The organism is Bradyrhizobium sp. CCBAU 51753 (assembly GCF_015291565.1).
GTDB classification, from domain to species: Bacteria; Pseudomonadota; Alphaproteobacteria; order Rhizobiales; family Xanthobacteraceae; genus Bradyrhizobium; species Bradyrhizobium ivorense.
This window is the reverse complement of the sequence record NZ_CP030037.1, coordinates 7,011,594-7,035,188: the sequence shown is the minus strand read 5'-3', so window position 1 is coordinate 7,035,188 and position 23,595 is coordinate 7,011,594. Positions and strand designations below refer to the sequence as shown.

The window sequence follows — 23,595 nt, the reverse complement described above, 5'->3', positions numbered from 1 at the left end:
CGTCACGCCGGCGAGACGTGCGGCGCCAGGATGGCGCGCGCGGCGGCAAGATCGACGCTGTCGAAACCTTCCTCGAAGCGGCGATAGACTCCGTCCACCAGCGCCTTGCCTTCGCCGGCGCGCCCGAGTTCGGCGAGCAGGCGGGCGAGATCGACCGCCGCACGCAATTCCCAGGACAGCGCCGCGTGATCCCGCGCGACCGCAATCGCCCGGCGCAGGCATGCCTCGCCGTCGGCGATCCGGCGCTCCGGCAGCGCCAGCAGCAGCATGCCTTCGACGCGATAGAGCTCGGGCTCGGCCCATCGCTCGTCGGTCGCCTCGAGCAATTCCTTGGCCTGGGCGACCACGGCCAAGCCCTCGTCGGGCTGGCCGGCATCGAGATAGGTCTCCGCAATCACCGTCAGCACATAGCCCTGATACTGGCGGGCGCCGGTGCCCCACCACAGGTTTGCGGCGTTCAGCATCTCCGGCAGCAAGTCCTCCGGCGCAGCCTCGCCGCGCCGCGCCGCGGCGAGGAAGAAGCTTGCGCCATGCTCCATCAGGTCGAACGACAGACGCCGCGCCAGATGCCGTCCCTGGGTGGCGGACTCGATCACGCCGGGATGGTCGCGCGACAGCACGCGAAGCAGCGCGCTGTAGATCAGCGCCTGGCAGATGCTGGGCAGATGCTTGAGATCCTCGGCGTGCGACAGCGCCTCCTGCTGCGAGGCTTCGGCCTGCACCGGCCGTCCGAGCAGCCACAGCGTGGTCGAGCGGAACGAGGCCGCGACTTCCTTGTGGTCCAGCCCGAAGGACGGGGCGAGCGGACCGTGCGTGACCGGATCGTAGAGCGCCAGCGACTGCTCGAAATGATCCAGCGCGGCCAGCTGATGTCCGAGCTGAAACTGCACGCACCCGGTGCTGCGCAGGCCGATCATGATGTAGTTGGTGTCGCCCTGCTGGCGCGCGAGCGCGAGCAATTCCGCGGCGATCTCCTTGGCGCGGATCGTCTCGGAGCGGACGAGGTGATAGGCATAGAGGCCGGCGAGCGTCAGCAGCAATTGCGACGGTTCGCCGACGCTTTGGCTCAGCGCATGGGCGCGGCGGATGGCATCGCCGGTTTCCGGCGCCGAATAGCCTTTGGTGCTGCGCAGCGCTCCCGCACGCTGCAGCTGCACCTGCAGTTCGAGACGGTCGCGCTCCGCGCCTGACGGCAAGGACTCGATGACGCGCAAGCCGTCGTTGAGATAGGCGAGGGCCTCGACGTTGGCGGACCGCGCCGCTGCCCGCCCGCCCGCCAGGCGGTAGTAGTCGGCAGCGCGCGCAGGGTTGCCGCCGTGCTCGTGATGCATCGCCGCGATCTCGGGCTGCGCTTCCACGATTTGCGGAAACCGGCTCTCGAGCACATCGACGATGCCGCGATGCACGTCCCGCCGCCGGCCGCGGATCATGAGTTGATAGGCGGCATCGCGCAGCAGCGCATGCTTGAAGGTGTAGACGGCCTCGGGCGGATCGCCGCGGCGATGGATGATGTTGGCAGCGATCAGCTTGTCGAGCGCGTCCACCAGGGCGCGGTCCGGGATGGCCGCGACCTCCTCCAGCAGGGAATGCGAAAATTCGCGTCCGATCGCCGCGCCGATCTGGGCGATGTCCTTCACCGAATTCAGCCGGTCCAGCCGGGCCAGCAGCGAGTCCTGCAGCGTCGAGGGGATCGCGATCGGCGTGCGTGCCGAAATCAGCTGGTAGGAGTCGCCCTCTTCGCGAAGCAAGCCTGATTCCATCACCGTTTTGGTCAGCTCTTCGACGAACAGCGGCACCCCGTCGGTCTTGACGATGATCTCGTCCAGAATTGCCGCCGGCAGGGCCTTTCCGCCGGCGACGCCGCGAACCATGTCGGTGGCTTCTTCCCGCGGCAGCGGCGCGAGCTGCACGATCGAGAGATTTGGTCCGGCGTCCCACGGCGGGTTGAATTCGGGACGGGCGGTGATGACCATCAGCGCACTCAGCGCGGGCATCTGCTCGAAAAAGCGCCCGAGCACGACCAGCGACGTCGGATCGATCCAATGGGCGTCTTCGAGCAGCGCGAGCGCCGGCGTCCGCCGCGCCCTGGCTGCGATGAGCAGGACCAGCGCGACGATCGTCCGCTCCTTCTGTTCCGCCGGCGTCAGGTCGAGCGCGGGATAGCGCCCGGCGGTCGGGATCGACAGCGCCCCGGCGAGCAGCGGCGCGAACTCGCCGGCGCTAAGGCCGAACCGGGTGATCATCGCCTCGAGCTTGTCGAGCTTTGTCGACGCAGGCTCGTCGCCGACCAGGCCCGCCGTGCGCCTGATTTCGCTCAGGATGGGATAGAGCGCTTCGTTCACGTGATGCGGCGAGCACTGGTAGCTGATCGCGACATGGGGTGACGCGGCGGCGTGTTCGGTCAGGGCGGCCACGATGCGCGATTTGCCGATGCCGGCTTCACCGAATACCAGCACCACCTGGCCTTCGCCGTTGCGCGCGCGTCGCCAGCGGTCCCGCAACAGCGCGGTTTCGCTCTCGCGGTTGACCATCGGCGAAAGGCCTTGCGACCTGAACGCTTCGAAGCGGGTGCTGGTCCGGGCATCGCGGAGCACCGACCAGATCGGGACCGGCGTTTCGAATCCCTTGAGCGTGTGCACGCCGAGCGGCTGCAGATCGAAGGTTCGGCCGACCAGCCGCATGGTGGATTCGGCGATCACGACAGTGCCGGGTGCCGCCAGGCCCTGCAGCCGCGCCGCCAGATTGGGCGTCTCGCCGACGACGTCGCGCTCCTGCGCGGGACCCTGGCCGATCAGATCGCCGACCACGACGATGCCGGTGGCGATCCCGACCCGGACCGCGAGCTTGCGCCGCGCCGCAGTCTCCAGCTTCGCGACCGCCTCGGCGATGTCGAGACCGGAGCGGATCGCGCGCTCGGCCTCGTCCTCGTGCGCGCGCGGGAAACCGAAATAGGCGAGGATGCCGTCGCCCATGAACCGCGCGACGAAACCATCGTAGCGGGCGATCACGCCCGAACAGGCATCCTGATAGGCGCGGATCACATCGCGCATGTCTTCCGGGTCGAGCCGCGCCGAAATCTCGGTCGATCCCACGAGATCGCAGAACATCACGGTCAATTGCCGGCGCTCGGCCTCGTCCGGCACTTGTGGTGCAGGTCCGCGAAGCGCCGCGACGGCCTTCAGCAGACGCTTGCGGTTGCCGAGCGATACGCCCAATTCGACGAGGTCGGCATCGGTGAGGTCAGGCAGAACGTCAGCCCCGACCTCCGCTTCGCGAAACGCGGTCTCGTACTGCTCAAGACCCAGGCCGCGCAGCCACTCTCCGACGTCCATGATGCTTCCCACCACCCCGGCTAGGGTCTTTCAACATCCTACAATAGTCCAGCAGATAGATGGGCGGTCAACTGCCCCGAAAGTTGCACGTAAAGGGCCGTGCAAATACGGGGCGCGGCCGTGAGCTTGCAACCGGACGTTATCGATGCCGGAAAGCCACATCGCGTTGAGCCGAATTCGCTATCTTCCGGGCGTCCCGATCGATTTTGTTCCCGTTTGGTGCACCCGCTTGGGCGGCGAGCTTGCCGCGCCGGATCGCGTCGTCGCCCGCCGCAGCGCGCGGGGAGATTGGCCGTAGATCCGCAGGAAGGCGCGCCGCATGCGGTCCTTGTCGCCAAAGCCGACCTTGCGCGCGATGACCTCGATCGGCTCCGTTCCGTCCTGAATTCGCAGCAGCGCCGCCTCCGCACGCAGCCGCTCGACGGCGCGCGCAGGCGTATCGCCGGTCTCTTTGAGAAACAGCCGGGCAAATTGCCGCGCGCTGATGCGGGCCGCCGCGGCCATCCGCTCGACGGGAAGCGGCTCGTGCAGGTGCTCGCGCGCGAAGTTCAATGCATCCCTGACGCGGTCGGACCACGGCTCCAGTTCAAGCAGCGTCGAGAACTGCGATTGTCCGCCCGATCTGCGGTGGTAGACCACCATGTCCTTGGCGACGGCCTTCGACATCTCGATCCCGAAATCGTCCTCGATCAACGCGAGCGCCAGGTCGATGCCGGAGGTGATCCCTGCCGACGTCCAGACGTTGCCGTCCCTGACGAAGATCTTGTCCGCGTCGATGCGCACGTTCGGAAAGCGCCGCTGCATCGCGGCGGCGTATCGCCAATGCGTCGTCGCCGATCGCTGGTCGAGCAGGCCAGCGGCGGCCAGCGAAAAGGCGCCGGTGCACACGCTCGCCACGCGCCTTGCGCGCGGCGCCAGTTTCCGGATCAGAGCGACGGTGTCTGCATCGGGATCGATCGCGCCGCCGGCGGCGCCCCCGACGACGACAAGGGTATCAAAGGGCGTGAGCCGCGAGACCTTCGCGGTGTGGACGGGGACGCCCGAACCGCTCGCGACCGCGCCGCCGTGAGCGGAGATCGCCTCGACCAGATAGGCGGCCTGATAGAACTCCGACGCCAGATTGAAGGCGCAGAGCGGGCCACTCAGGTCGAGCAACTCGAAGCCCGGGAATACGACCAGGCGAACACGCCGGCAAACGTCCGAAGCCATGGCCCTTCCTCCTGTTGCCGCCGCCGGAAAAAACGAACCGGAGCGGACTTCGTCACACGTGTCCGAATTTGTCGCTTATACGTCATTTCTGCCAACCGCATGTTCGGATAGGTTGCGGCGAATTTCAACGCCGGACCAACGAGGCAAACATGAAAGTCGTGGCAGTGGCTTTTCCTGGCTTCACCTTCATCGACCTAGCCGGGCCGATGCAGGCTTTCATGATGCTCCCTGGATTTTCCTCGCAGGTGGTGTGGCACAGCAGGGGCGCCATCGATTCCGACGCCGGCGTCAGCGTGCAGGCGACGGAGGAATTCGGCAGCTGCTGGAAGGATCCCGACATCCTGTTCGTGCCCGGCAACACCGTGTCGCTGTTCAAGCAATTGCAGGACGACCGGACGCTCGACTGCATCGCCGAGCTCGGCAGCCGCGCCAGGTGGATCACCAGCGTCTGCAACGGCTCGCTGCTGCTCGGCGCGGCGGGACTTTTGCAGGGATACAAGGCGGCTTCCTATTGGTACACGCGCGAGCATCTCGGTTTGTTCGGCGCCATTCCGACCGACGCCAGATACGTGATCGACCGCAACCGCGCGACGGGCGGCGGCATGACGGCGGGGATCGATTTCGGTCTCGCCATGGTCGGGCAGATTGCCGGAGAAGCGGTCGGCCGCGTCGCCGAGTTGTCCTTTGAGTACGCGCCGGCGCCGCCGTTCGGGACCGGTCGGCCCGAACTGGCCGACCCTGCGACGCTGGCTCAAACGACAGAGATGTTGAAGCACCTGATGCCGGTCGAGCAACTGGAGGGGGTGAGAGCGCGCCGCCTGAAGATGGGAAAGCTCTAGGGACCGGACCCAATCCCTGCCGGCGAATGCGGCGAACATTCCGTCAGCGTCTTGCGAGGTCGCGTCATGCAACAGATCTTCATCGAGCTCTATAACTACCGCCCCGCTTGGGTCGAACGTTCGGAAGGCGAGCGAACCGAATTCGCAAGAACCATCGCCGAAGCGGTCAAGGGTCTGAAGTCCGCTGGCGTCGACGTCATTGCCTACGGCATGAACTCGCCCGCGACCGATCGTCGTGCGCCGTACGATTTCTTTTGCGTCTATCGTGTGCCGAATGCGGGGTTTCGGCGCGAGTTCGAGCGGCAGGTCGTGGCATCAGGCTGGTACGATTACTTCGAGCAGGTCAATGTCAGCGGCGATGCGGAAGACTTTGAAGCGGTGCTGCTCGGCAATGCCAGGATGGTCCTGCCCGGTTCGTCCTGACGGCCGGCCGCTCTCCTTCCGATCATTCCAGGACGCTGGATTGCGGCGTGCGGTCACCATGTCGACTCCAGGATCCCTGGGCTCCGCAGCCTGATTGACGGCTCGCCTGCTGTTGGCGAGCAGGCGGGACGCGCCCGCTGAACGCCGCGCCGTAGCGTCGGTTGCGGTCGGGCAAGCGCCCGCGCGATCCGACAATGTCATTGCCTTGCAACTGCGCCGGCGCATTGGAGCGGGCAAGCCGTCGTCAGATCGAAAGCAGTGCGCTGGTTTGCCGGCCGTCGAGATCAAGCGAGCACGACGCTGAGGCATTTCCGGTGCGGTGATCGGACGCCGCGAGTCTCGCGCTCTCGACCGCTTCATTGAACGTTCAGTAAAGTGACTTTGCTAAACATATCGTTTGCGGCTAACCGTCCGAATCTTCTGCTATTCAGATGGGCCAAATTGCTTGCGCCAGGCAGATCGGCGATCCTGCTCTCGGGCAATCCTCACACATTTTGCTGCATTGCAAACCTCCCGGTCCTGCGTGCACGCGTCGCAGGTATTTTCGCCGCGGTCGCGAGAAACCGGCTTGACGGTTCGAAAAATTTAGTAATACGTTTAGTTCCACAAAAAACTAAACATCGCGCATCGGGCCGATGTGCAGGAGGAGCCCAAGCCATTCCGGAGCAGTCTCCGGAAGCGGTCCGTCTCGTCCTTCACTCATCGCTCCTCAAACTCGGTTTCAGGGTCTTGGCGTCGCTCCAGCAGGAGCCGCCGAGCGGGTTAGATGCTTCAACGAGAGAGGAAACGGATATGCGGGCATTCAATTGGTTGAGAAGCTCAGCGGCCACCACGGTTCTCGGGGCGGCGCTGCTGGGGGTATTTGGTGGCGGCGAAGCTGCGGCCCAGGGTAAGCAGCTCACGCTGTGCTGGGCAGCTTGGGATCCGGCCAACGCGCTGGTGGAGCTCGGCAAGGACTTCACTAAGCAATCCGGCATCGAGATGAAATACGAGTTCGTCCCTTGGACGAGCTATGCGGATCGCTTCCTCAACGAGCTTAATTCCCACGGCAAGCTCTGCGATCTCATCATCGGCGACAGCCAGTGGATCGGCGGCGCCGCCGAAAACAAATGGTACGTCAAGCTCAACGACTTCTTCGCCAAGGAGAAGATCTCGATGGACGACTTCGTCCCGGCGACGGTGGTCGGTTATTCGCAGTGGCCGAAGAACTCGACGAACTATTGGGCGCTGCCGGCGATGGCCGATGCGGTGGGCTGGACCTATCGCAAGGACTGGTTCTCGCGGCCCGAAATCCAGTCGGCATTCAAGGCCAAGTACGGCCGCGACCTGGCGCCGCCGAAGACCTATGACGAGCTGAAACAGATCGCGGAATTCTTCCAGGGCCGCGAGATCGACGGCAAGAAGGTGTACGGCGCCTACATCTTCACCGAGCGCGGCTCCGAAGGCATCACCATGGGCGTGACCAACGTGCTCTATAATTACGGCTTCAGCTACGACAATCCGAAGAAGCCGTACCAGATGCAGGGCATCGTCAACTCTCCTGAGGCGGCCAAGGGGCTCGAGTTCTACAAGGAGCTCTACAAGTGCTGCACCGCGCCGGGCATGACCAACGCCTACATGCAGGAAGGACTGGATGCCTTCAAGTCCGGCCAGGTCGCGATGCAGATGAACTGGTTCGCCTTCTTCCCCGGCCTCTACAAGGATCCGAATGTCGGCGGCGACAAGATCGGCTTCTTCGTCAATCCGGCCGGTCCAGGCGGACACTTCACCCAGCTCGGCGGGCAGGGCATCTCGGTGGTCGCGACCTCCGAGCGCAAGGATGACGCGCTCGCCTACATCAAATGGTTCGCGCAGCCGACGGTGCAGCAGCGATGGTGGCAACTCGGCGGCTACTCGGCGCTGAAGGCCGTGGTCGACGCACCCGACTTCCCGAAGAGCGCGGCATTCGCCCCGCAATTCCTGGAGTCGATGGGCATCGTCAAGGACTTCTGGGCCGAGCCGTCCTACGCGCAACTGCTGCTCGACATGCAGAAGCGCGTGCATGATTACGTCGTCGCCGACAAGGGCACGGCGCAACAGGCGCTCGATCTCCTGGTCAAGGACTGGACCAAGGTCTTCAAGGAGCAGGGCAAGCAGGTTGCCTCGCAGTAGACGCGGACGGCTTCTAACCGAACCGGTTTCCCCGGGGCGTGTCTCGGGGAAACCATCCCAGCCAGCCGATGGACAAGATGACCACGATCTCTCAACCTGATGATGCCACGGTCGCTGGCATGTGCGAGCCCGCGAGGTCTCGAACCACGCGACGCGTCTGGGCCCTGTCGGACCGGGCGATCGCCTGGCTGTTCGTGGCGCCGACGATTGCGCTATTGCTGGCGATCAACATCTTTCCGTTGGCGTGGATGATCCGGCTGTCCTTCACCAGCCTGAATCTGAGCATGTCCTATCTGCCGTTGCGGTTCGTCGGGCTCGACAATTTCACCGATATTCTCGGCGACGAGGACGTCTGGCTCCGGCTGCAGACCACGGCACAATTCGTGATCTGGTCGGTCACGTTTCAGGTGATCATCGGGTTTGGCCTCGCGCTGCTGATCAATCGCCAGTTCCGCGGCCACAGCTTCTGGACCACGATCATCCTGCTGCCGATGATGCTGTCGCCGGCGGTGGTCGGCAACTTCTGGACCCTGCTGCTGCAGCCGCAGATCGGGCCGTTCAACTACCTGATCAGCCTGTTCACCGGCGTGCCACCGAGCGCGTTCAGCATGACCGGGCAGGTCTCACTCGCACCCTGGACCATCGTGCTCGTCGACACCTGGATGTGGGCGCCCTACGTGATGCTGATCTGCCTGGCCGGGCTTCGCTCCATTCCCGATTACATCTACGAGGCGGCCGAAGTCGATCGTGCCTCGGCATGGCGGCAGTTTTGGTCGATCACGCTGCCGATGACGGTCCCGTTCCTGATGCTGGCGGTGCTGTTCCGCGCGATCGAGAACTTCAAGATGTTCGATATGGTCAACCTCCTGACCTCGGGAGGTCCGGGATCGACCACCGAGCTGGTCTCGATCACGCTGAAGCGCGCGGCGTTCGAGAAGTGGCGCACCGGCTATTCCTCCGCGCTCGCGATCATCCTGTTCGTCACCGTGTTCGGTGCCGCCAACATCTACGTCAAAGCGCTCAACAAGGTGAAGCAACGATGACCGCCGTTCTCGCCAAGTCCACCGCGCACTCCATCGTCGAGGCGTCGCCCCGTTCGAAGGCCGTGGCCGGCGGTCTCGTCATTCTCTACGCCGTGATCACGATCCTGCCGCTGCTCTGGATCGTCGCTACCGCCTTCAAATCGCAGAGCGACGCCATCGCCTATCCGCCCAAGGTGATCTTCGAGCCGACGCTGGAAGGCTATGTCAACCTGTTCACCGTGCGCACCCGCCAGACCCCGGATTTCATCGCCAAGCTGCCGCCGCCCGAAACCTGGTATGACAAGCTGGTGCGTCAGCGCGACATGGTGATTGCCGGACCGTCCAAGGTCGTGCCGCGCTTCGTCAACTCGCTGATCATCGGGTTCGGCTCGACCTTCCTGGCCGTCTTCCTCGGCACACTTGCGGCCTACGCCTTCTCGCGCTTCCGCATTCCGCTGGCCGACGATCTCCTGTTCTTCATCCTCTCGACGCGCATGATGCCGCCGGTCGCGGTCGCGATCCCGATCTATCTGATGTACCGGCAGCTCAATTTGACCGACACCAGACTCGGCATGATCCTGCTCTACACCGCCGTCAACGTCTCGCTCGCGGTGTGGCTGCTCAAGGGGTTCATCGACGAGATTCCGCGCGAATACGAGGAGGCTGCGCTGGTCGACGGTTACACGCGGCTGCAGGCGTTGCGCAAGGTGGTGTTGCCGCAGGCAGTCACGGGAATTGCGGCCACCGCAATCTTCTGTCTGATTTTCTCGTGGAACGAATACGCCTTCGCGGTCCTCCTGACGAGCGGCGAGGCGCAGACCATGCCGCCCTTTATTCCCTTCATCATCGGCGAAGGCGGACAGGATTGGCCGGCCGTTGCTGCCGCGACCACGCTGTTCGTCGTCCCGATCGTCCTGTTCACCGTGCTGCTCCGCAAGCATCTGCTCCGCGGCATCACCTTCGGAGCTGTGCGCAAATGAGCGGTTCTGCGGTTAGCAAAGGTGCGGTGTCCCGCTGGTTCCGTCGCGGACCCTGGGAGGCGGTCACAATGACCCTGATCGGGGGCGGCATCATCATGCTGGTGCAGCCATTGTCGATGGATCTGTACAGCTACTCCTTCGTCACGATCCTCGCCGGTACGGTCGGCTACGTCGTCGTCAGCCATTTTCCGGAATAGGGCGGTCAACATGGCACAGATCCGCGTCGAAAACCTGCGCAAGTCGTTCGATCAGTTCACGGCGGTGCACGGCTCGACCTTCACGATCGACGACGGTGCCTTCTTTGCAATGCTCGGCCCCTCCGGCTGCGGCAAGACCACCACGTTGCGCATGATCGCCGGCCTCGAGCTGCCGACTGAGGGCAAGATCCTGCTCGATGGCGAGGACGTGACGTTCCGCCGTGCTGCCGCCCGCGATATCGCCTTCGTATTCCAACTGTTCGCGCTCTATCCGCATATGAATGTCGCGGAGAACATCGCGTTTCCCCTGAAGTGCCAGGGCATGGCGAAGCGCGAGATTTCCGGACGGGTGCAGGAGACCGCGCGGCTGCTGCGGATCGAGCACCTGCTGTCGAGCAAGACGTCGAAGCTTTCAGGCGGCGACCGGCAGCGCGTCGCGCTTGGGCGTGCCATGGTGAGGCGGCCGAAGGCCTTTCTGATGGACGAGCCGCTCGGCGCGCTCGATGCGGAGTTTCGCCACCTGATGTGCAACGAACTCCGCGAGCTGCATGACCGCATCGGCGCCACCACGGTCTACGTGACGCATGACCAGCTCGAGGCGATGTCGATGGCCGATCAGATTGCCGTCATGAACAAGGGATGCGTCGAGCAGATCGGCTCGCCGCAGGAGATCTATGACCGGCCGGCGAGCATGTTTGTCGCCGACTTCATCGGCTCGCCGCCGATGAACTTCCTGCGCTTCGAGGGCGGCCTGAGAACCGGCGATCGGGCCATTGTCTTCCATGACACGAGCTTCGCGGTGCCGGAGATTGGCCAGGACTGCGCGCCGGCGCCGCTGGCGCTCGGGGTTCGTCCTGAGCATATCCGCTTCAGCGATGCGGCCCCCGTCCGCGGCGAGGTGTTCGGCGCGGAATATCTCGGCACCACGCAGATCGTCACCGTCGATACGGCGCACGGCCGCGTCGCCGCGCGGCTGCCGTCCAGCGCCATGGTGCGGATCGGCGAGACAGTGGGGCTCGAATTCCGCTCGGAGAGGCTCGTGTTGTTCGACGTGAGCTCGGGCCTTGCCATACCGACCGCCAATGAGGGGAGCGCGCAACATGGCTGACGTCGCCCTACGCAACATCACCAAGCGCTTCGGCGCGGTGGCGGCGGTGCGCGAGCTCTCGCTGACGGTGAATGACGGCGAGTTCCTGGTGCTGCTCGGGCCGAGCGGCGCCGGCAAGACCACGACATTGCGGCTGATCACCGGACTTGAGACGCCGGACACAGGCTCGGTCATGATCGACGGGCGCGATGTCACCCGCGACCCGCCTGGATCGCGCGATATTGCGTTCGTCTTCCAGCAATACTCGCTCTACCCGCATTTGACGGTCTACGACAATCTGGCCTTCCCGCTGCGTTCGCCCGCGCGGCGCGTGCCAGAGCCTGTCATCCGCAAGCGCGTCGAGCAGACGGCGGAACTGCTGCATATCGCAAGCAAGCTGAACAACCGTGCGACGCGCCTGTCCGGCGGCGAGATGCAGCGGGTCGCGATCGGTCGCGCACTGGTGCGCGATCCCTCGATCTATCTGATGGACGAGCCGCTGTCGTCGCTGGACGCCAAACTCCGTTCCGAACTCCGCCTCGAGCTCAAGCGGATCCAGCTCGAGCTCGGGGCCACCATTCTCTACGTGACCCACGACCAAGTCGAGGCCATGACCATGGCCTCCCGGATCGGCGTGATCAAGGACGGCGAACTGCTTCAGTGTGGCACGCCGCGCGAGATTTACGAAAGCCCGTCCTCGCGCTATGTCGCCTCGCGTCTCGGCACGCCCCAGATCAATTTCCTGCCAGCCCGACTGCTGTCCGAGGTCGCGGTACCGCCTGGAACGGAGACGGTCGGAATCCGCACCGAGCATCTGCGGATCGGCGCGCGCAACGGCGGGGCGATGGTCGGCCGCGTGCACCGCGTCGAGCACCTCGGCGAGCAGAATCACGTTCATCTGGACTATAAGGGTGAGACACTGGTGACGCTTGCGGATCCGCATCAGCCGCTGCAGGCCGGTCAGGAGGTCGAATTGCATCTGATGCATCCGCTCTGCTTCGATTCCGCGGGGCAACGCGTTGCTGCGGCGGCCCATTGAGAGGATTGTTTGCGATGTCGATGCAAGCCGAAACATTCAAGTCGCTGGTCAGGGTGGCCGCCGAGCAGGTCATCGCCAGCGCGCCCGAGCTGACCAGCCTGGATCAGGCGATCGGCGACGGCGACCACGGAACCAACATGAAGCGCGGCTGTGAGGCCGTGCTCGGCAAGCTCGATGCCATCTCGGCACAGCCGCTCGATGAGGCGCTGAAGATGATCGGCAAGACGCTGGTGATGACGGTCGGCGGCGCCTCGGGGCCGCTTTATGGCAGCTTCTTTCTGGCGGCCGGCGAAGCGCTCTCCCACGACAAGCATCTGCCCGAGGATCTTGCCGACGTCTTCGGCAGCGGCGTGAACGCGGTGAGCGCGCGAGGCCGCTCGCAGGCCGGCGAGAAGACGATGCTCGACGTGCTTGTTCCTGTCCTGCAGACACTGAAGACAGCGGCCGGCCAGCCGGACCTGATCGCGCGGGTGCGAACCACGGCGGCCGAAGCGGTCGAGCGGACCGCGCCGATGCAGGCCACCAAGGGGCGTGCGTCGTTCCTCGGAGCGCGCAGCGTCGGACACGTCGATCCCGGCGCCCGTTCGAGCTGCGTTCTCGTGCAGGCGGTCTGCGCGAGCCTGGAGGGAAAGCAATGAACGATACCGTGGGAATCGTGATCGTCTCGCATTCGAGGGACATCGCCAAGGGCACCGCCGACATGGTGCGGCAGATGGTCGGCAGCGAGGTCAAGGTCGCCTTCTGCGGCGGCAATCCCGACGGCGGGCTCGGCACCAGCGTTCCCTCGATCATCGATGCCATCAATGATGCGTGGTCCGCCAAGGGGGTCGCGATCCTGGTCGATCTCGGCGGCGCTGAAACCAACAGCGAGATGGCGGTGGAAATGCTGGAGCCCGCGCGGCGCGATCACGTTGTCGTATGCAACGCGCCGATCGTCGAGGGCGCCGTGATGGCGGCGACCGAGGCGGCGGGTGGCAGCACATTGGCCCAGGTGAAGGCCGTGGCCGAGGAACTCTCTGCCGACTGAACTGTCGGCGAAGCGATGGAATATGACGATGCTGGACAAAGCGGACGGACAAGTCTTCACGGGCAATGTGCGGCTGGTGCACGCGGTGGGCATGCATGCGCGTCCCGCGGTCAAGCTGACCAAGCTTGCCAAGAAGTTCCAGGCCCAGATTTCCGTCCGGGTCGAAGGCGCCGCCGAGTGGATCAATGCCAAGAGCGTCGCCAAGATCATGGCGATGCGCGCGGCGCACGGCAGCACCATCGAGATCAAGGCCTCCGGCAGCGACGCCGAAGCTGCGGTCGCCGCGCTGGTCAAGCTGGTCGAAACCGATTTTCCTGACGAGGTGTCGTAAGATGCAGGGCGGCGCTGCAGCACTGGCCTACCGCGGCAGGACCGCCTCGATCGGCTTCGCCCATGGTCCATTCGTTCGTGTCAATGCTGGCACCAGCGGCGAGCGGGTCGCCGGCTCACTGGTCGAGGAAGCGCTCGCGCTTCGCAAGGCGATCGACGCGGCCAGCGGGCAGATCGCGGAGCTCGCCGCGATCGCCGGCGGCGAAGCCGCGCAGATCCTCGAATTCCAGGTCGCGCTGCTGGAGGATGAGGATTTCATCGAAGCGATCTTCGCCGCGATCGGCGAGGGGGATGCTGCTGATGTGGCATGGTGTTCGGCGCTCGAAGCGCAGATCGCGGATTACAATGCGGCGGAAGACGAATATCTGAAGGCGCGCTCCTCCGATCTGGCTGATCTGCGCGATCGCGTGATGGCGATCCTGCGGGGCGGGGTCGGCCAGGCCCTGACGGTTCCGAGCGGCGCCGTGGTCTGCGCCGACGACCTGCCGCCGTCGCGCTTCCTTGAGATCGACTGGTCCGGCGGCGGTGGCCTCGCCCTGCTGCGCGGCAGCCCGACCAGCCACGTCGCGATGTTGGCGCGCGCGCGCGGCATTCCCATGGTGGTGCAACTCGGCGCCGTCCCTGAGCTCGGCGCCACCGCGCTGCTCGACGGTGAAGGCGCCACGCTCGAGCTCGATCCCAGCGCGGAGCAACTCCGCCTGTTCGAGAAGCGGCGCGATATCCATCGCAAGAGCAGGGCCTCTGCCCGCGCGATCCTCAGGCGCCCGACGGCGTTGTGGCGCGGCGAGCGGATCAAGCTGTTCATCAATATCCAGCATGTCGATGATCTCGCCCATGCCGATGCGCAATATGCCGACGGCATCGGGTTGATGCGCACCGAGTTTCTGCTCACCGGGCGGGGCGGCCCGCCCGACGAGGAGGCCCAGTTCGAAGCCTACGACGCGGTCTTGCGCTGGGCCGGGCAGCGGCCGGTCACGATTCGCACCTTCGATGCGGGTGGCGACAAGCCGGTACCGGGATTTACGCTGGATGGCGAAGCCAATCCCTTCCTCGGCGTTCGCGGCTTGCGGCTCTGCCTGGCGCGGCCCGAGATCTTTGCCGTCCAGCTCCGCGCGCTGGCGCGTGCGGCCGTGCGGGGCAACCTCAAGGTCATGTTCCCGATGGTTACCTCGGCCGACGAGCTCGAGGCGGGGCGGAAACTGTTTGCTGAAGTCGTGAAGCGCCTGCAGGCCGACGGCATTGCCGCGACGCTTCCTGAGCTGGGAATCATGGTTGAGGTTCCGGCTGCGGCCCTGGCGATCAACAGCTTCAAGGCCGCCTTCTTCTCAATCGGCTCGAACGATCTTGCGCAATATGTTCTTGCCTGCGATCGTTCCAACGGAGCTCTTACCCCCTTGATGGATCCCCTGCATCCGGCTGTGTTCGAACTGATCGCGCGGACCGCGGAACACGGGCGGCGCGCCGGCGTCAGCGTCAGCCTGTGCGGCGACATCGCGAGCGACCCGCGCTGCCTGCCCGCGCTGTTGAACTGCGGCCTGCGCGAGCTGTCCGTGACCACGTCGGCACTGGCCCAGATCAAGCAGACCATCGACCGCTTGAGCAGCGGAGGCAGCCTTGGCTGATACGGCGACCGATGAACCGGCCGAAGCCGGCGCAGTTGCGGTCTACAAGCGCGTTTTCAAGGAGGTGCTGGAGAGCCGTCCGTCGGGTATGCGGCTTCGCCTTGCGCATGCCATGGGCAAGAACCGCAGCTTCGTCAGCCAGATCAGCAATCCGGCCTACCCGGTGCCGATCCCCGTGCAGCATCTCAACACGATCTTCGACGTCTGCCACTTTCCGCCGCAGGCCAAGGCTGCGTTTCTGCGCGCCTATGCGCGTGCGCATCCGCGCCGGATCGGCCGGCTGACCGAAGGCACGCATGAGCGGACCCTGACGCTGCATTTGCCGGACCTCGGCAGCGCGAAGCGGAATGCCGAGCTGGACGCGCTGCTCCAGGAATTCGCGCGGCGCCTCGTTGCCATCTTGCGGGAAAAATAGCCGCGAGGTTCAAAAGGACGAAGCGGGGAGGAGACAATGAAAAAATTCATCAATTCGGTCGACAGCGTGCTGGCGGAAAGCCTCGATGGGTTCGCGGCCGCGCATGCCGATCTCGTCGCGCTCGGCGCGGAGCGCAAATTCGTGCGGCGTCGCGAGCTCAATCCGCGGAAGGTCGCGCTGGTGTCGGGCGGCGGCAGCGGGCACGAGCCGCTGCATGCGGGCTTCGTCGGCTATGGCATGCTGGATGCGGCCTGTCCGGGCCAGGTGTTCACCTCGCCGACGCCGGACCAGATCGTCGAGGCCACGCAGGCTGTCGCCGGCGATGCCGGCGTGCTGTTCATCGTGAAGAACTATGCGGGCGACCGCATGAATTTCGAGATGGCGGCCGAGATCGCCGAGGGCCGCATCGCCACCGTCGTGACGGATGACGACGTCGCGGTCGAGAACTCGACCCACAGCAGCGGGCGGCGCGGCGTCGCGGGCACGCTGATCGTCGAGAAGATCGTCGGCGCCGCTGCCGAGAAGGGCCTCAACCTCGAGGGCTGCGTTGCGCTCGGCGAGCGCGTCAACGCGCGAACCCGCTCGATGGGCGTGGCGCTGACGAGCTGCACGGTCCCGGCCGCGGGCACGCCGACTTTTTCGCTTGGCGAGGATGAAATGGAGATGGGGGTCGGTATTCACGGCGAACCGGGACGTCGGCGCGTCAAGCTGGAGCGGGCTGATGCGATCGCCCACGAGATGATCACGGCCATCGCCGACGATCTCGACGCGCGCGCCGGCTCCGAGGCCCTCCTGCTCGTTAACGGATTTGGCGGGACGCCGACAATCGAGCTCTACCTGATGTACAATGCGGCGCGCCGGATGCTGGAAAAGCGCGGCTTGCGCATCGCCCGCTCGCTGGTCGGCAGCTTCGTCACCTCGCTGGACATGGCCGGGTGCTCGCTCACCGTGAGCCTGCTCGATAGCGAGGCCACGGCGCTCTGGGATCATCCCGTTCGCACGGCCGCATTGAAATGGTGATCGTTACGACGCGCGGCCGCTGATTGTCAGATCGCGCCCCGGCCGACGATCGGCCGGGGCCTCACGCATGCACCGGAAGTCTGCCGGTTCACCCTCCCTGAAACTTGCCGTGTCCTTCGGGCACGGCGTCTTTTTGGGTAGTGCAGACAGCATTTCCAGCGATCGATGATCGCGAGTGCCAAGTGGTTGATCTCATTGGCGGGCCCGGCAGGACTCGAACCTGCAACCAGACCGTTATGAAATGGCTCATCCGTTAGCTGACGCGTTTCGTTCAGGACGCGGAGCGCAGCTTAGGCAATCGATGAATGAGCTGAGTTCCCCCGAGGAATTGGATATGCGTCACGGCGCCAGCAAATGCCGCAGCGTTCGACGTGCCATGTTGAGTGGCTTGGGGCTGCGCTCGACCTTCGCTGAGAGCACCGCGCCTTCCCAAAGCGCCAGAACCGTGCGTGCAAGCTCGGTCGCGGGCACGTCGGCCCGCACGCTGCCGTCGCGCTGCCCATCCGCCAGGCAGTGGGAAAGTGCATCCGTCCACTGGCGCCACAGGCACGACAAATCCGGGCGGAAGGCGTCGAGTTGCGCGAGTTCGGCCGTGAAATTGCCGATCAGGCAGCCATCCTCGCTATAGCCGAGCGACGCGAGGTAGCGGTCAAGCCGCTCGATCCCGGGAAGGCTGGCGTCCCGCAGCAGTGCACGCGCCTTGGCGCGATCCTCCCAGTAACGTGCCAGCGCCGCCTGGCCGAGGGCGTCCTTGCTTGCGAAATGGCTGTAGAAGGAGCCCTTCGGCACACCGGCCGACGAGACGATCTCCTGAACACCGGTCGCATGGTAGCCGCGGTGATGAAACGCCGCGAGACCCGCATCGAGAAGTGCTTCCTTATGACTAGGTTTCGGCATGGTCAGTTCAGCGTCCAGTTCTCGGCGAAAGGCCGGATGACGTGATCGAACGACCAGGTGGAGGGATGTTGATGCGCGATGTGATAAACCTCGTCGGCAATCGCGTCGGGATGCGCGAAATGGTCAGCCGGCTTGTCTTGCCAATCGGGCAGCGGAAAGGTGTCCCTCCTCCACGGGGCGTCGATCGCGGCATCGATGGTGATATATCCAACATGCACGCGCTTCGGACCCAAATCCTTCGCGAGCGACTGCGCGAGGATGCGCTGGGCGGCCTTGGTCGGCGCGAAGGCCGGGCGCAGCGGAATGCCGCGGAACGACGACGTGTTTCCGGTGACCATGATGGCTCCCTCGCCGCGGTCGATCATCGCCGGTGCGAGCTTCTGCGCCAGATAGAACAGGGAGGTGGTGTTCACCTGAAAATTTCGTTCCAGATCCTCGACCGACGCATCCAGGATCTTGGCGAATGTTGCGGCGACGGCGTTATGGACGAGGACATGGGGTGCCCCTAGCTCGGTCTGCACGCGCTCGACGATTTCACCGAGCCGGTCAAGGTTGGCTACGTCGCAAGGGTAGCCGCGCGTCCGGGGTATCTGCCTCTCGAGCTCCGCGAGCCGCTCGGCGTTGCGGGCGATCATCGCCACACGATATCCGCCTTGTGCGAAGCGCCGAGAAAGCGCTGCGCCGGTCGCGCCGCCGACGCCGGCGATGAGAGCGATCCGATCAGTCATGCTTTCCTCCATGCGCCTCAAGCCGCTGCCCTGGTCAGCGCGAAGGGCGGTGCATCTCGATATTCGGCCACAAGCTCGGCCAAGGCGGGGATTGCCGGAAGGGTCTCCAAATCCGGATTCGTCCGCGCGAGGTATTCCACCGCCACGATAGCGGTGATCGCTGCCGCGTCCAGCGGCGTTGCCCTGAGCGGTCCGCCATCGCGCGCGGCCTCGTCGAGCGCGCGCAAGCCTCCAAGGATCTGCGCCTTCCAGCGCCCGGCCTCGGTCGCAGCGACATCGCGTCCGCGGAACGAGAGGTTGGCGGCCTGTTCATAGACGCCGTAACCAATCGCCGCGAGTTTGAGAGTGGTGCGGCGGGCTCTCGATCCGGCGGGGATCAGCGGCGCCGAAGGCGTCAGTTCATTGAGGTAGTCGAGGATGGCCGTACTGTCGATCAGGATCTCGCCGTCATCGAGCACGAGCGAAGGTACCTTCGCCACGGGATTATAGCGGCTCGCGATCTCGAACTCGCGGTAGCCGTTCACGGCCTCATGCTCGAACGGCAGACCCCGAGAGATCAGGGCCGCTGCGACCCGCCTCGCATAGGGCGACAGATAGGTGCCGATCAGCTTCATAGGAACTCTCCTCGCAACTGCGTTTCTGAACTCAAGACGACCGGTCGGATTGAAAGAATACGACCGGTCGTCTATAAAGTCAATCATGAAGAAATCCGACATGGAAGCTGATTTAGACCTTGCCCCGAATATGCGCGGAAGCCTGCTGATGACTTCTGCCATGGCGACGTTCAACATCAACGATGCGATCACCAAGATGGTGTCGGCCGAGATGAATTTCGGCCAGGTCATGATGGTGCGCGGCTGGTTCGCGATTGTGCTGATCGCAGCACTTGCTTTGTATCAGGGGGCGTTGCGGCCGCTAGGCGCGCTGATGATAATACCGGTCGTGCTCCGGGTAGCTGGCGAAGTCGGCGGAACGATATTGTTGCTGGCGGCCATCGTGAACCTGCCTCTGGCCAATGCGATGGCAATCATTCAGGTGCTGCCACTCGCCATCACACTCGGCGCAGCCCTGACGTTCGGCGAATCCGTTGGCTGGCGGCGTTGGCTCGCTATCCCCGACAATGTCTCGGGTCTTTGATCCGATCAGTCATTGCGATGTTCGAGCTTCGACCGGACACCCGGCGAACATAGCCACTCCGCCAGATAAGCCGTGTTTTCATCGTTGCGCGCCTTGCGAAGAAGAGCCTCTCGTTTGGCGCCCGGTGGAAGACATCTCGCCTGCTCGCGCAACTCCTTGGCTTCGTTGGCAAGGCGCGTTTCAAGCGAATGAATTTGCTTCACTCGCCGTCGTCGTCGCATCTGTAGTCCCTCGTTGTCATCTCTGCCCACGAAATTGAGACGTTAACACCGGCGCGGCGCGGCAGTTCCTTCGGAAAATCAGTGATATCCGAACTCGGCCGAGCCCGTAGGTGAACTGACGCCCGATATTGTCGATCTGTTCCCGCCGCCTTTGTATTCTCGGAAGTGACGTTTGGGCATGCGCGGGCCTATCGGATTCTCAGTTCTCTGATCGCCTGGGCAGAAATCTCCGCAGGGTCGGCGATGTCGGTTTTGGCGATCTTGATGACTGACTTGGCGATTGTTTCCGTGAGCGGGTCGTCGCCGTCCCTGACGCAGAGCGCGTGAAGGGTTCGTTCGTAGGCCGTTACTATGCGGTCGATCTCCGCCGGCCTCATGTTGCGCACTTGCATACGCAGGTAGTTGCACATTTCTCCATCTCCGAACTCAAAGACGCCGTGCCGGAACGGTGAATGCTCCGGCCGCTGCTAACTTGCGATCGCCGGCACATCCTTCGATCCGTATTGTCGACCTCGGCAATCCATCATCGTGGAGGCCGACATTGCTTCAAATTTCGTCCATGCCCGCGGCCGTCAGAACGGGAAGCGAGTTATGGATCTCGATGCAGCCCATCTGGCTGAGCTTTTGAACATCGGCCGGATCAAGCGGGCTGATGATGAAGCGTCTGGCTCGGATATCCCGCAAGACCCACCGAAGTCTGATGGCCTCATCCAGGGGCAAGCTCTTCAACCGACTCATGCAGCCCAACTGCGCTCCCTTCATGCCGCGCGCGAGCGCGCCTCAGTCTGCCGCAACCTGTCCAACAGCAACTGCTCTTCGTCGATGCGTTGGCGAAAGCGCTCGCGCTCTCGTTCCGAGGTTGCGGTCGCAAGAAGATATCGGTAGTGGCCGATGATCTTCTCGCTGCCGCGAATGAGTGTTCTTTGAAGCTCGATCATAGGCTTTCTCCCGAGCTGTCATGTGCCGACACCGGTGTCGGGAGCACGCCGAGGGGCGGGATGTCGGACGCCGTACGTTGAGCGGCGGCATGCTCCTCGGCGAGGCGCCTTTCGATGAATTGGCGCTCCAGGTCGGTAAGCTTGGTCTTCAGCAGCCGTCGATAGCGCTGGATGTTGTTGCGGTGCGCCCGCAACTTCTCGAGCCGCTGGTCGATCATTCTGGAGCGTCGTTGGTCGGTCCGGCGCTGCCGCGAAATCCAGCGGGCGTCAATCCTGTCCATCACCTGCTTGGGAAGCTTGACGTCGTCCATCATGCGATCCTCCTACGCGGCAAGAGCATGCGAAGCGGGGTGGATCGAATGGCGGCGGCGTCGTCGGAAGCCCGGGATGCCAGGATGGCGCGCTTCTTGGCCAGAGACGGCTCCAACAGTACATCCCGCGGGTGCTCGAACCGGCGTTCGTATTGGGACGATGATTGCAGGGCATGCAGGTTTGCGTACGCGGTCGTCGGCCGCATGGTTGCCTCCGTTCTGTAGACGAATATCGATGTGAAAGCCGCGTTCCCGGTTTTCGGAACGCGGCCGGCGCCGGATCAGGCCGCAGCAGACTCGAGTTGCCGGAGCGTCTTCGGTTGCGCGGCGTTGATCGCGATCCGCCGTGGCTTCATGGCCTCGGGAATCTCCCGCGCAAGCTCGACCTTCAGCAGCCCATTGTCGAATGCCGCGCCCTTGACCTGGACGTAATCGGCCAGGCTGAACTGCCGCTTGAACCTCCGGGTCGAAATGCCCTGATAGAGGTAATCGCGTTCGGCTTTTTCGAGCTTGTTGCCTTCGATCGTCAGGACATTCTGCTCGGCCGTCACCGAAATCTCGTCCGGCGAGAAGCCAGCGACCGCAAGGGCGATTTGATAACGGTCATCGGCCAGCCGTTCGATATTGTAAGGGGGATAATTGTCCTCAGCGCCCCGCTGGGCCATCTCGGCGAGGTTGAAAAGATAGTCGAACCCAATGCTCGACCGGAAGAGGGGAGAGAAGTCGTAAGTGCGCATAACCAAATCCTCCACAGAGCAAGATGGATATGAACGGCACCGGACACGACCGGTGCCCGTCTGGTCTGGACCCGATGGCGCCCAGACGCTTCCCCGCCAGGCGGGGATAGCGTCGAAAAAATTAGGGAACGGATTTGCGGCGTCAAGAGCCGCCTGGCAAAAAAGTTTGCGGCGGCAACTCGGATAGTTCGGAGCTGCGACAGCATGTGGCACCGCAGCGAAGCGATGGGCCGATCAGGGCATCCTTCGTTCCCGACCCTTCGTCGCGCGGTGCGCGGCGAAGTGAGCCGCGCCAGCTTCGGTGATCGCGGCGTCGCAACGGATTTTGCGCCGGCGCATGATCCTCCGGGATACGATCCGCAGTGCAGCGGTTACGTACGAGCCACTCAGGACCTCATAAGGATCACCGCGGTGAAGAGAAAACAAACGTTCCCGTCATTCAACGCCAGGCCGCAGCATGGCTCGCGCCACTTCGAGTTCGCTTATCGCTTGGCGTAACGCCGTTCGCGCCGCATCCTTGTCACCATTCGCACAAGCCGCGCACATGTATTTCAGGTTGCGGATCGCAGCTTCAGCTTGCTCGACAAGGTCGTGGGCACCCGCAAAGCTGGATCGGCGCTTCGGGTCATTCATCGAACTCACTCCCGATCTTTGCCCGGATGTCCCCAGACAAAGAATTCTCAGCCGGAGAAAATCGAGTTATCCCGTCGTCTACGGAACACGTTTTGACGCGCGACCACTTGTCGACACCTCTGGCAAGTACAGTTAAACGTGGCGCACACTGAATCATAGGAGAGCAGCTCTACGGTTCAAGGCCCTTCGGTTGCGAGCGCGGGCTTGAGCACGGCGACCGGTCCACCGCGCAGCGGTCGCAGCGTTGGCCGATTTACCAACGGGGAACCGATGCCCGAGCAGTGAGTTGGCTGATAGATCGGAAGATCAATACCCGGTTCACCGAGACCAGACCGTCTAGCACGATGGAGAGCACGGGGACGAGCTATGTTCAAGAATCATGAAACCACGCCTCCGATGATGAGCGTTGCACATCTCTTGACACAAAAGCAGAACTTGCTCAGCCGTCTGGATGAGTTTCCCGGTCCGAACGAGAGGGCGGAGATCGAGCAACTCCTCGGCAAAATCGACGCGGAATTGAACGCGGTGGACAGCCCAGATCGGCTATAGGCGATGGTGAGGACCACACCTCCACCCCTGTCCGAGATTTACGGCCGGGTAGTTTATTCTGACGCGGTTCGACAGGTCGCCCATCTTGTCGGCGACGATATGTCTTGAATGCTAGACGCAAAGATAAGGAAGTGATTGCGACCGCAGCTCAATTCAAGCTCAAGAGTCGTCTATGCCTGACCGAACGCCATACACGAGGTTGCCCCATCGCACGCTCGTCTTCGTCGGAGACGGGCGTAAGGCACTATTCCTGTTGAACGAGGGTAGCAGCCGGGAGCCGCGCCTGAAGGTCCAGCGGGCTCTCGAAGATGAGAACCCGCCGACCCGTGAGCAGGGCGCTGATCGACCGGGTCGAGCGCTTTCTCGCATCGAGTCCAAGCGAAGCGCGATGCAGCAGACCGATTGGCACGAGATCGAGAAACATCGCTTCGCCCGCGCGGTTGCAGGTGATCTGGACCGCCTTCTACGACAGTCGCATGCGGAGCGGGTCGTCATCGTGGCACCGCCGCGGACACTGGCGGATCTGCGCCGATCATTTTCTCCCGCGATAGAACGGCGCATCGTCGCGGAAATTGCGAAGGATCTGACCGGCTTTCCGGTCAAGGATATCGCGCGATATCTGACCGTCTGACTATTGCCGCTTCGCGGATGGTCCGCGCAGAAACTCGCCCAGCCGGAGGCGCTCAGACGCCGCGCTGCCCGTCGGGTTTCGTCATTTTTCACAGTCAAAGATCGGCGCAAACATCAAGGG

29 protein-coding genes are annotated in these 23,595 nt (G+C 63.9%); 17 read left to right on the top strand and 12 right to left on the bottom strand.

Annotated elements, in window-relative coordinates:
* Window positions 1-2 precede the first annotated feature (2 nt).
* Window positions 3-3,332: an adenylate/guanylate cyclase domain-containing protein gene (locus XH93_RS32200; RefSeq protein ID WP_194470535.1), complete on the bottom strand. Its 3,330-nt coding sequence runs from the start codon at window positions 3,330-3,332 to the stop codon at window positions 3-5.
* A 180-nt stretch (window positions 3,333-3,512) separates the two neighbouring features.
* On the bottom strand, window positions 3,513-4,541 hold the full coding sequence (locus XH93_RS32195; protein WP_194470534.1) for a GlxA family transcriptional regulator: 1,029 nt from the start codon (window positions 4,539-4,541) through the stop codon (window positions 3,513-3,515).
* A 149-nt stretch (window positions 4,542-4,690) separates the two neighbouring features.
* Here XH93_RS32195 and XH93_RS32190 point away from each other — a divergent pair, with 149 nt between their 5' ends.
* From XH93_RS32190 to dhaK, 14 genes are all read left to right on the top strand, one after another.
* Window positions 4,691-5,380 (top strand): DJ-1/PfpI family protein, encoded by a 690-nt coding sequence (locus tag XH93_RS32190; protein WP_194470533.1) that lies wholly within the window; start codon window positions 4,691-4,693, stop codon window positions 5,378-5,380.
* A 66-nt stretch (window positions 5,381-5,446) separates the two neighbouring features.
* The gene (locus XH93_RS32185; protein WP_194470532.1) at window positions 5,447-5,803 is read left to right on the top strand and encodes a DUF6616 family protein; all 357 of its coding nucleotides are present in this window, start codon (window positions 5,447-5,449) and stop codon (window positions 5,801-5,803) included.
* A gap of 792 nt (window positions 5,804-6,595) precedes the next feature.
* Complete coding sequence (locus XH93_RS32180) at window positions 6,596-7,954, top strand: ABC transporter substrate-binding protein (RefSeq protein ID WP_194470531.1); 1,359 nt, start codon at window positions 6,596-6,598, stop codon at window positions 7,952-7,954.
* 68 nt (window positions 7,955-8,022) lie between these two features.
* Window positions 8,023-8,997 (top strand): carbohydrate ABC transporter permease, encoded by a 975-nt coding sequence (locus tag XH93_RS32175; RefSeq protein ID WP_194470530.1) that lies wholly within the window; start codon window positions 8,023-8,025, stop codon window positions 8,995-8,997.
* Complete coding sequence (locus XH93_RS32170; protein WP_139485879.1) at window positions 8,994-9,956, top strand: carbohydrate ABC transporter permease; 963 nt, start codon at window positions 8,994-8,996, stop codon at window positions 9,954-9,956. The genes XH93_RS32175 and XH93_RS32170 overlap by 4 nt, the downstream gene beginning before the upstream one ends.
* Before the next feature lie 68 nt (window positions 9,957-10,024).
* Window positions 10,025-10,153: a hypothetical protein gene (locus tag XH93_RS43150; RefSeq protein WP_371814831.1), complete on the top strand. Its 129-nt coding sequence runs from the start codon at window positions 10,025-10,027 to the stop codon at window positions 10,151-10,153.
* Between the two features lie 10 nt (window positions 10,154-10,163).
* Window positions 10,164-11,261, top strand: a complete 1,098-nt coding sequence (locus XH93_RS32160) for an ABC transporter ATP-binding protein (RefSeq protein ID WP_194470528.1) — start codon at window positions 10,164-10,166, stop codon at window positions 11,259-11,261.
* Window positions 11,254-12,279 carry an ABC transporter ATP-binding protein gene (locus XH93_RS32155; protein ID WP_139863853.1) on the top strand — a complete coding sequence of 342 codons (1,026 nt, stop codon included), beginning with the start codon at window positions 11,254-11,256 and terminating at the stop codon, window positions 12,277-12,279. The genes XH93_RS32160 and XH93_RS32155 overlap by 8 nt, the downstream gene beginning before the upstream one ends.
* Window positions 12,280-12,293: 14 nt before the next feature.
* Complete coding sequence (dhaL, locus tag XH93_RS32150) at window positions 12,294-12,917, top strand: dihydroxyacetone kinase subunit DhaL (RefSeq protein WP_139485883.1); 624 nt, start codon at window positions 12,294-12,296, stop codon at window positions 12,915-12,917.
* Window positions 12,914-13,306: a dihydroxyacetone kinase phosphoryl donor subunit DhaM gene (gene dhaM / locus XH93_RS32145; RefSeq protein ID WP_139863858.1), complete on the top strand. Its 393-nt coding sequence runs from the start codon at window positions 12,914-12,916 to the stop codon at window positions 13,304-13,306. Before dhaL ends, dhaM begins: the two co-directional genes overlap by 4 nt.
* A gap of 28 nt (window positions 13,307-13,334) precedes the next feature.
* Window positions 13,335-13,637, top strand: a complete 303-nt coding sequence (locus XH93_RS32140) for an HPr family phosphocarrier protein (RefSeq protein ID WP_246799352.1) — start codon at window positions 13,335-13,337, stop codon at window positions 13,635-13,637.
* Between the two features lies 1 nt (window position 13,638).
* Complete coding sequence (ptsP, locus tag XH93_RS32135; RefSeq protein ID WP_194470526.1) at window positions 13,639-15,258, top strand: phosphoenolpyruvate--protein phosphotransferase; 1,620 nt, start codon at window positions 13,639-13,641, stop codon at window positions 15,256-15,258.
* On the top strand, window positions 15,251-15,673 hold the full coding sequence (locus XH93_RS32130; RefSeq protein WP_194470525.1) for a hypothetical protein: 423 nt from the start codon (window positions 15,251-15,253) through the stop codon (window positions 15,671-15,673). The genes ptsP and XH93_RS32130 overlap by 8 nt, the downstream gene beginning before the upstream one ends.
* Window positions 15,674-15,709: 36 nt before the next feature.
* Window positions 15,710-16,693, top strand: a complete 984-nt coding sequence (gene dhaK / locus XH93_RS32125; RefSeq protein ID WP_194470524.1) for a dihydroxyacetone kinase subunit DhaK — start codon at window positions 15,710-15,712, stop codon at window positions 16,691-16,693.
* Window positions 16,694-17,032: 339 nt separating this feature from the next.
* On the opposite strand, the gene XH93_RS32120 is transcribed toward dhaK, so the two are convergent.
* From XH93_RS32120 to XH93_RS32110, 3 genes are read right to left on the bottom strand one after another with little or no spacing between them, the layout of a single operon-like run.
* Window positions 17,033-17,590 (bottom strand): TetR/AcrR family transcriptional regulator, encoded by a 558-nt coding sequence (locus XH93_RS32120; protein WP_194470523.1) that lies wholly within the window; start codon window positions 17,588-17,590, stop codon window positions 17,033-17,035.
* A 2-nt stretch (window positions 17,591-17,592) separates the two neighbouring features.
* Window positions 17,593-18,318, bottom strand: coding sequence for an SDR family NAD(P)-dependent oxidoreductase (locus XH93_RS32115; protein ID WP_139485890.1), 726 nt, complete (start codon window positions 18,316-18,318; stop codon window positions 17,593-17,595).
* A 17-nt stretch (window positions 18,319-18,335) separates the two neighbouring features.
* Window positions 18,336-18,932, bottom strand: a complete 597-nt coding sequence (locus XH93_RS32110; protein WP_194470522.1) for a glutathione S-transferase N-terminal domain-containing protein — start codon at window positions 18,930-18,932, stop codon at window positions 18,336-18,338.
* An 85-nt stretch (window positions 18,933-19,017) separates the two neighbouring features.
* Between XH93_RS32110 and XH93_RS32105 the strand changes: the two genes are divergently transcribed.
* Window positions 19,018-19,455, top strand: a complete 438-nt coding sequence (locus XH93_RS32105) for an EamA family transporter (RefSeq protein WP_246799351.1) — start codon at window positions 19,018-19,020, stop codon at window positions 19,453-19,455.
* Window positions 19,456-19,460: 5 nt separating this feature from the next.
* Here the strand turns inward: XH93_RS32105 and XH93_RS32100 are convergent, their stop codons facing one another.
* From XH93_RS32100 to XH93_RS32070, 7 genes are all read right to left on the bottom strand, one after another.
* Window positions 19,461-19,658, bottom strand: a complete 198-nt coding sequence (locus XH93_RS32100) for a hypothetical protein (RefSeq protein WP_308284907.1) — start codon at window positions 19,656-19,658, stop codon at window positions 19,461-19,463.
* A gap of 206 nt (window positions 19,659-19,864) precedes the next feature.
* Window positions 19,865-20,086: a hypothetical protein gene (locus tag XH93_RS32095; protein ID WP_139485894.1), complete on the bottom strand. Its 222-nt coding sequence runs from the start codon at window positions 20,084-20,086 to the stop codon at window positions 19,865-19,867.
* Between the two features lie 136 nt (window positions 20,087-20,222).
* The gene (locus XH93_RS32090) at window positions 20,223-20,438 is read right to left on the bottom strand and encodes a hypothetical protein (RefSeq protein ID WP_244626798.1); all 216 of its coding nucleotides are present in this window, start codon (window positions 20,436-20,438) and stop codon (window positions 20,223-20,225) included.
* Window positions 20,435-20,614, bottom strand: coding sequence for a hypothetical protein (locus XH93_RS32085; protein WP_139485895.1), 180 nt, complete (start codon window positions 20,612-20,614; stop codon window positions 20,435-20,437). Before XH93_RS32085 ends, XH93_RS32090 begins: the two co-directional genes overlap by 4 nt.
* On the bottom strand, window positions 20,611-20,928 hold the full coding sequence (locus XH93_RS32080; protein WP_246799350.1) for a hypothetical protein: 318 nt from the start codon (window positions 20,926-20,928) through the stop codon (window positions 20,611-20,613). Before XH93_RS32080 ends, XH93_RS32085 begins: the two co-directional genes overlap by 4 nt.
* Before the next feature lie 278 nt (window positions 20,929-21,206).
* Window positions 21,207-21,662: an Hsp20 family protein gene (locus tag XH93_RS32075; RefSeq protein ID WP_139485896.1), complete on the bottom strand. Its 456-nt coding sequence runs from the start codon at window positions 21,660-21,662 to the stop codon at window positions 21,207-21,209.
* A gap of 435 nt (window positions 21,663-22,097) precedes the next feature.
* Window positions 22,098-22,295 carry a hypothetical protein gene (locus XH93_RS32070; protein ID WP_139863881.1) on the bottom strand — a complete coding sequence of 66 codons (198 nt, stop codon included), beginning with the start codon at window positions 22,293-22,295 and terminating at the stop codon, window positions 22,098-22,100.
* A gap of 366 nt (window positions 22,296-22,661) precedes the next feature.
* Here XH93_RS32070 and XH93_RS32065 point away from each other — a divergent pair, with 366 nt between their 5' ends.
* Window positions 22,662-22,844, top strand: coding sequence for a hypothetical protein (locus XH93_RS32065; RefSeq protein ID WP_194475548.1), 183 nt, complete (start codon window positions 22,662-22,664; stop codon window positions 22,842-22,844).
* 172 nt (window positions 22,845-23,016) lie between these two features.
* Window positions 23,017-23,475 (top strand): host attachment protein, encoded by a 459-nt coding sequence (locus tag XH93_RS32060; protein ID WP_194470520.1) that lies wholly within the window; start codon window positions 23,017-23,019, stop codon window positions 23,473-23,475.
* Window positions 23,476-23,595 lie beyond the last annotated feature (120 nt).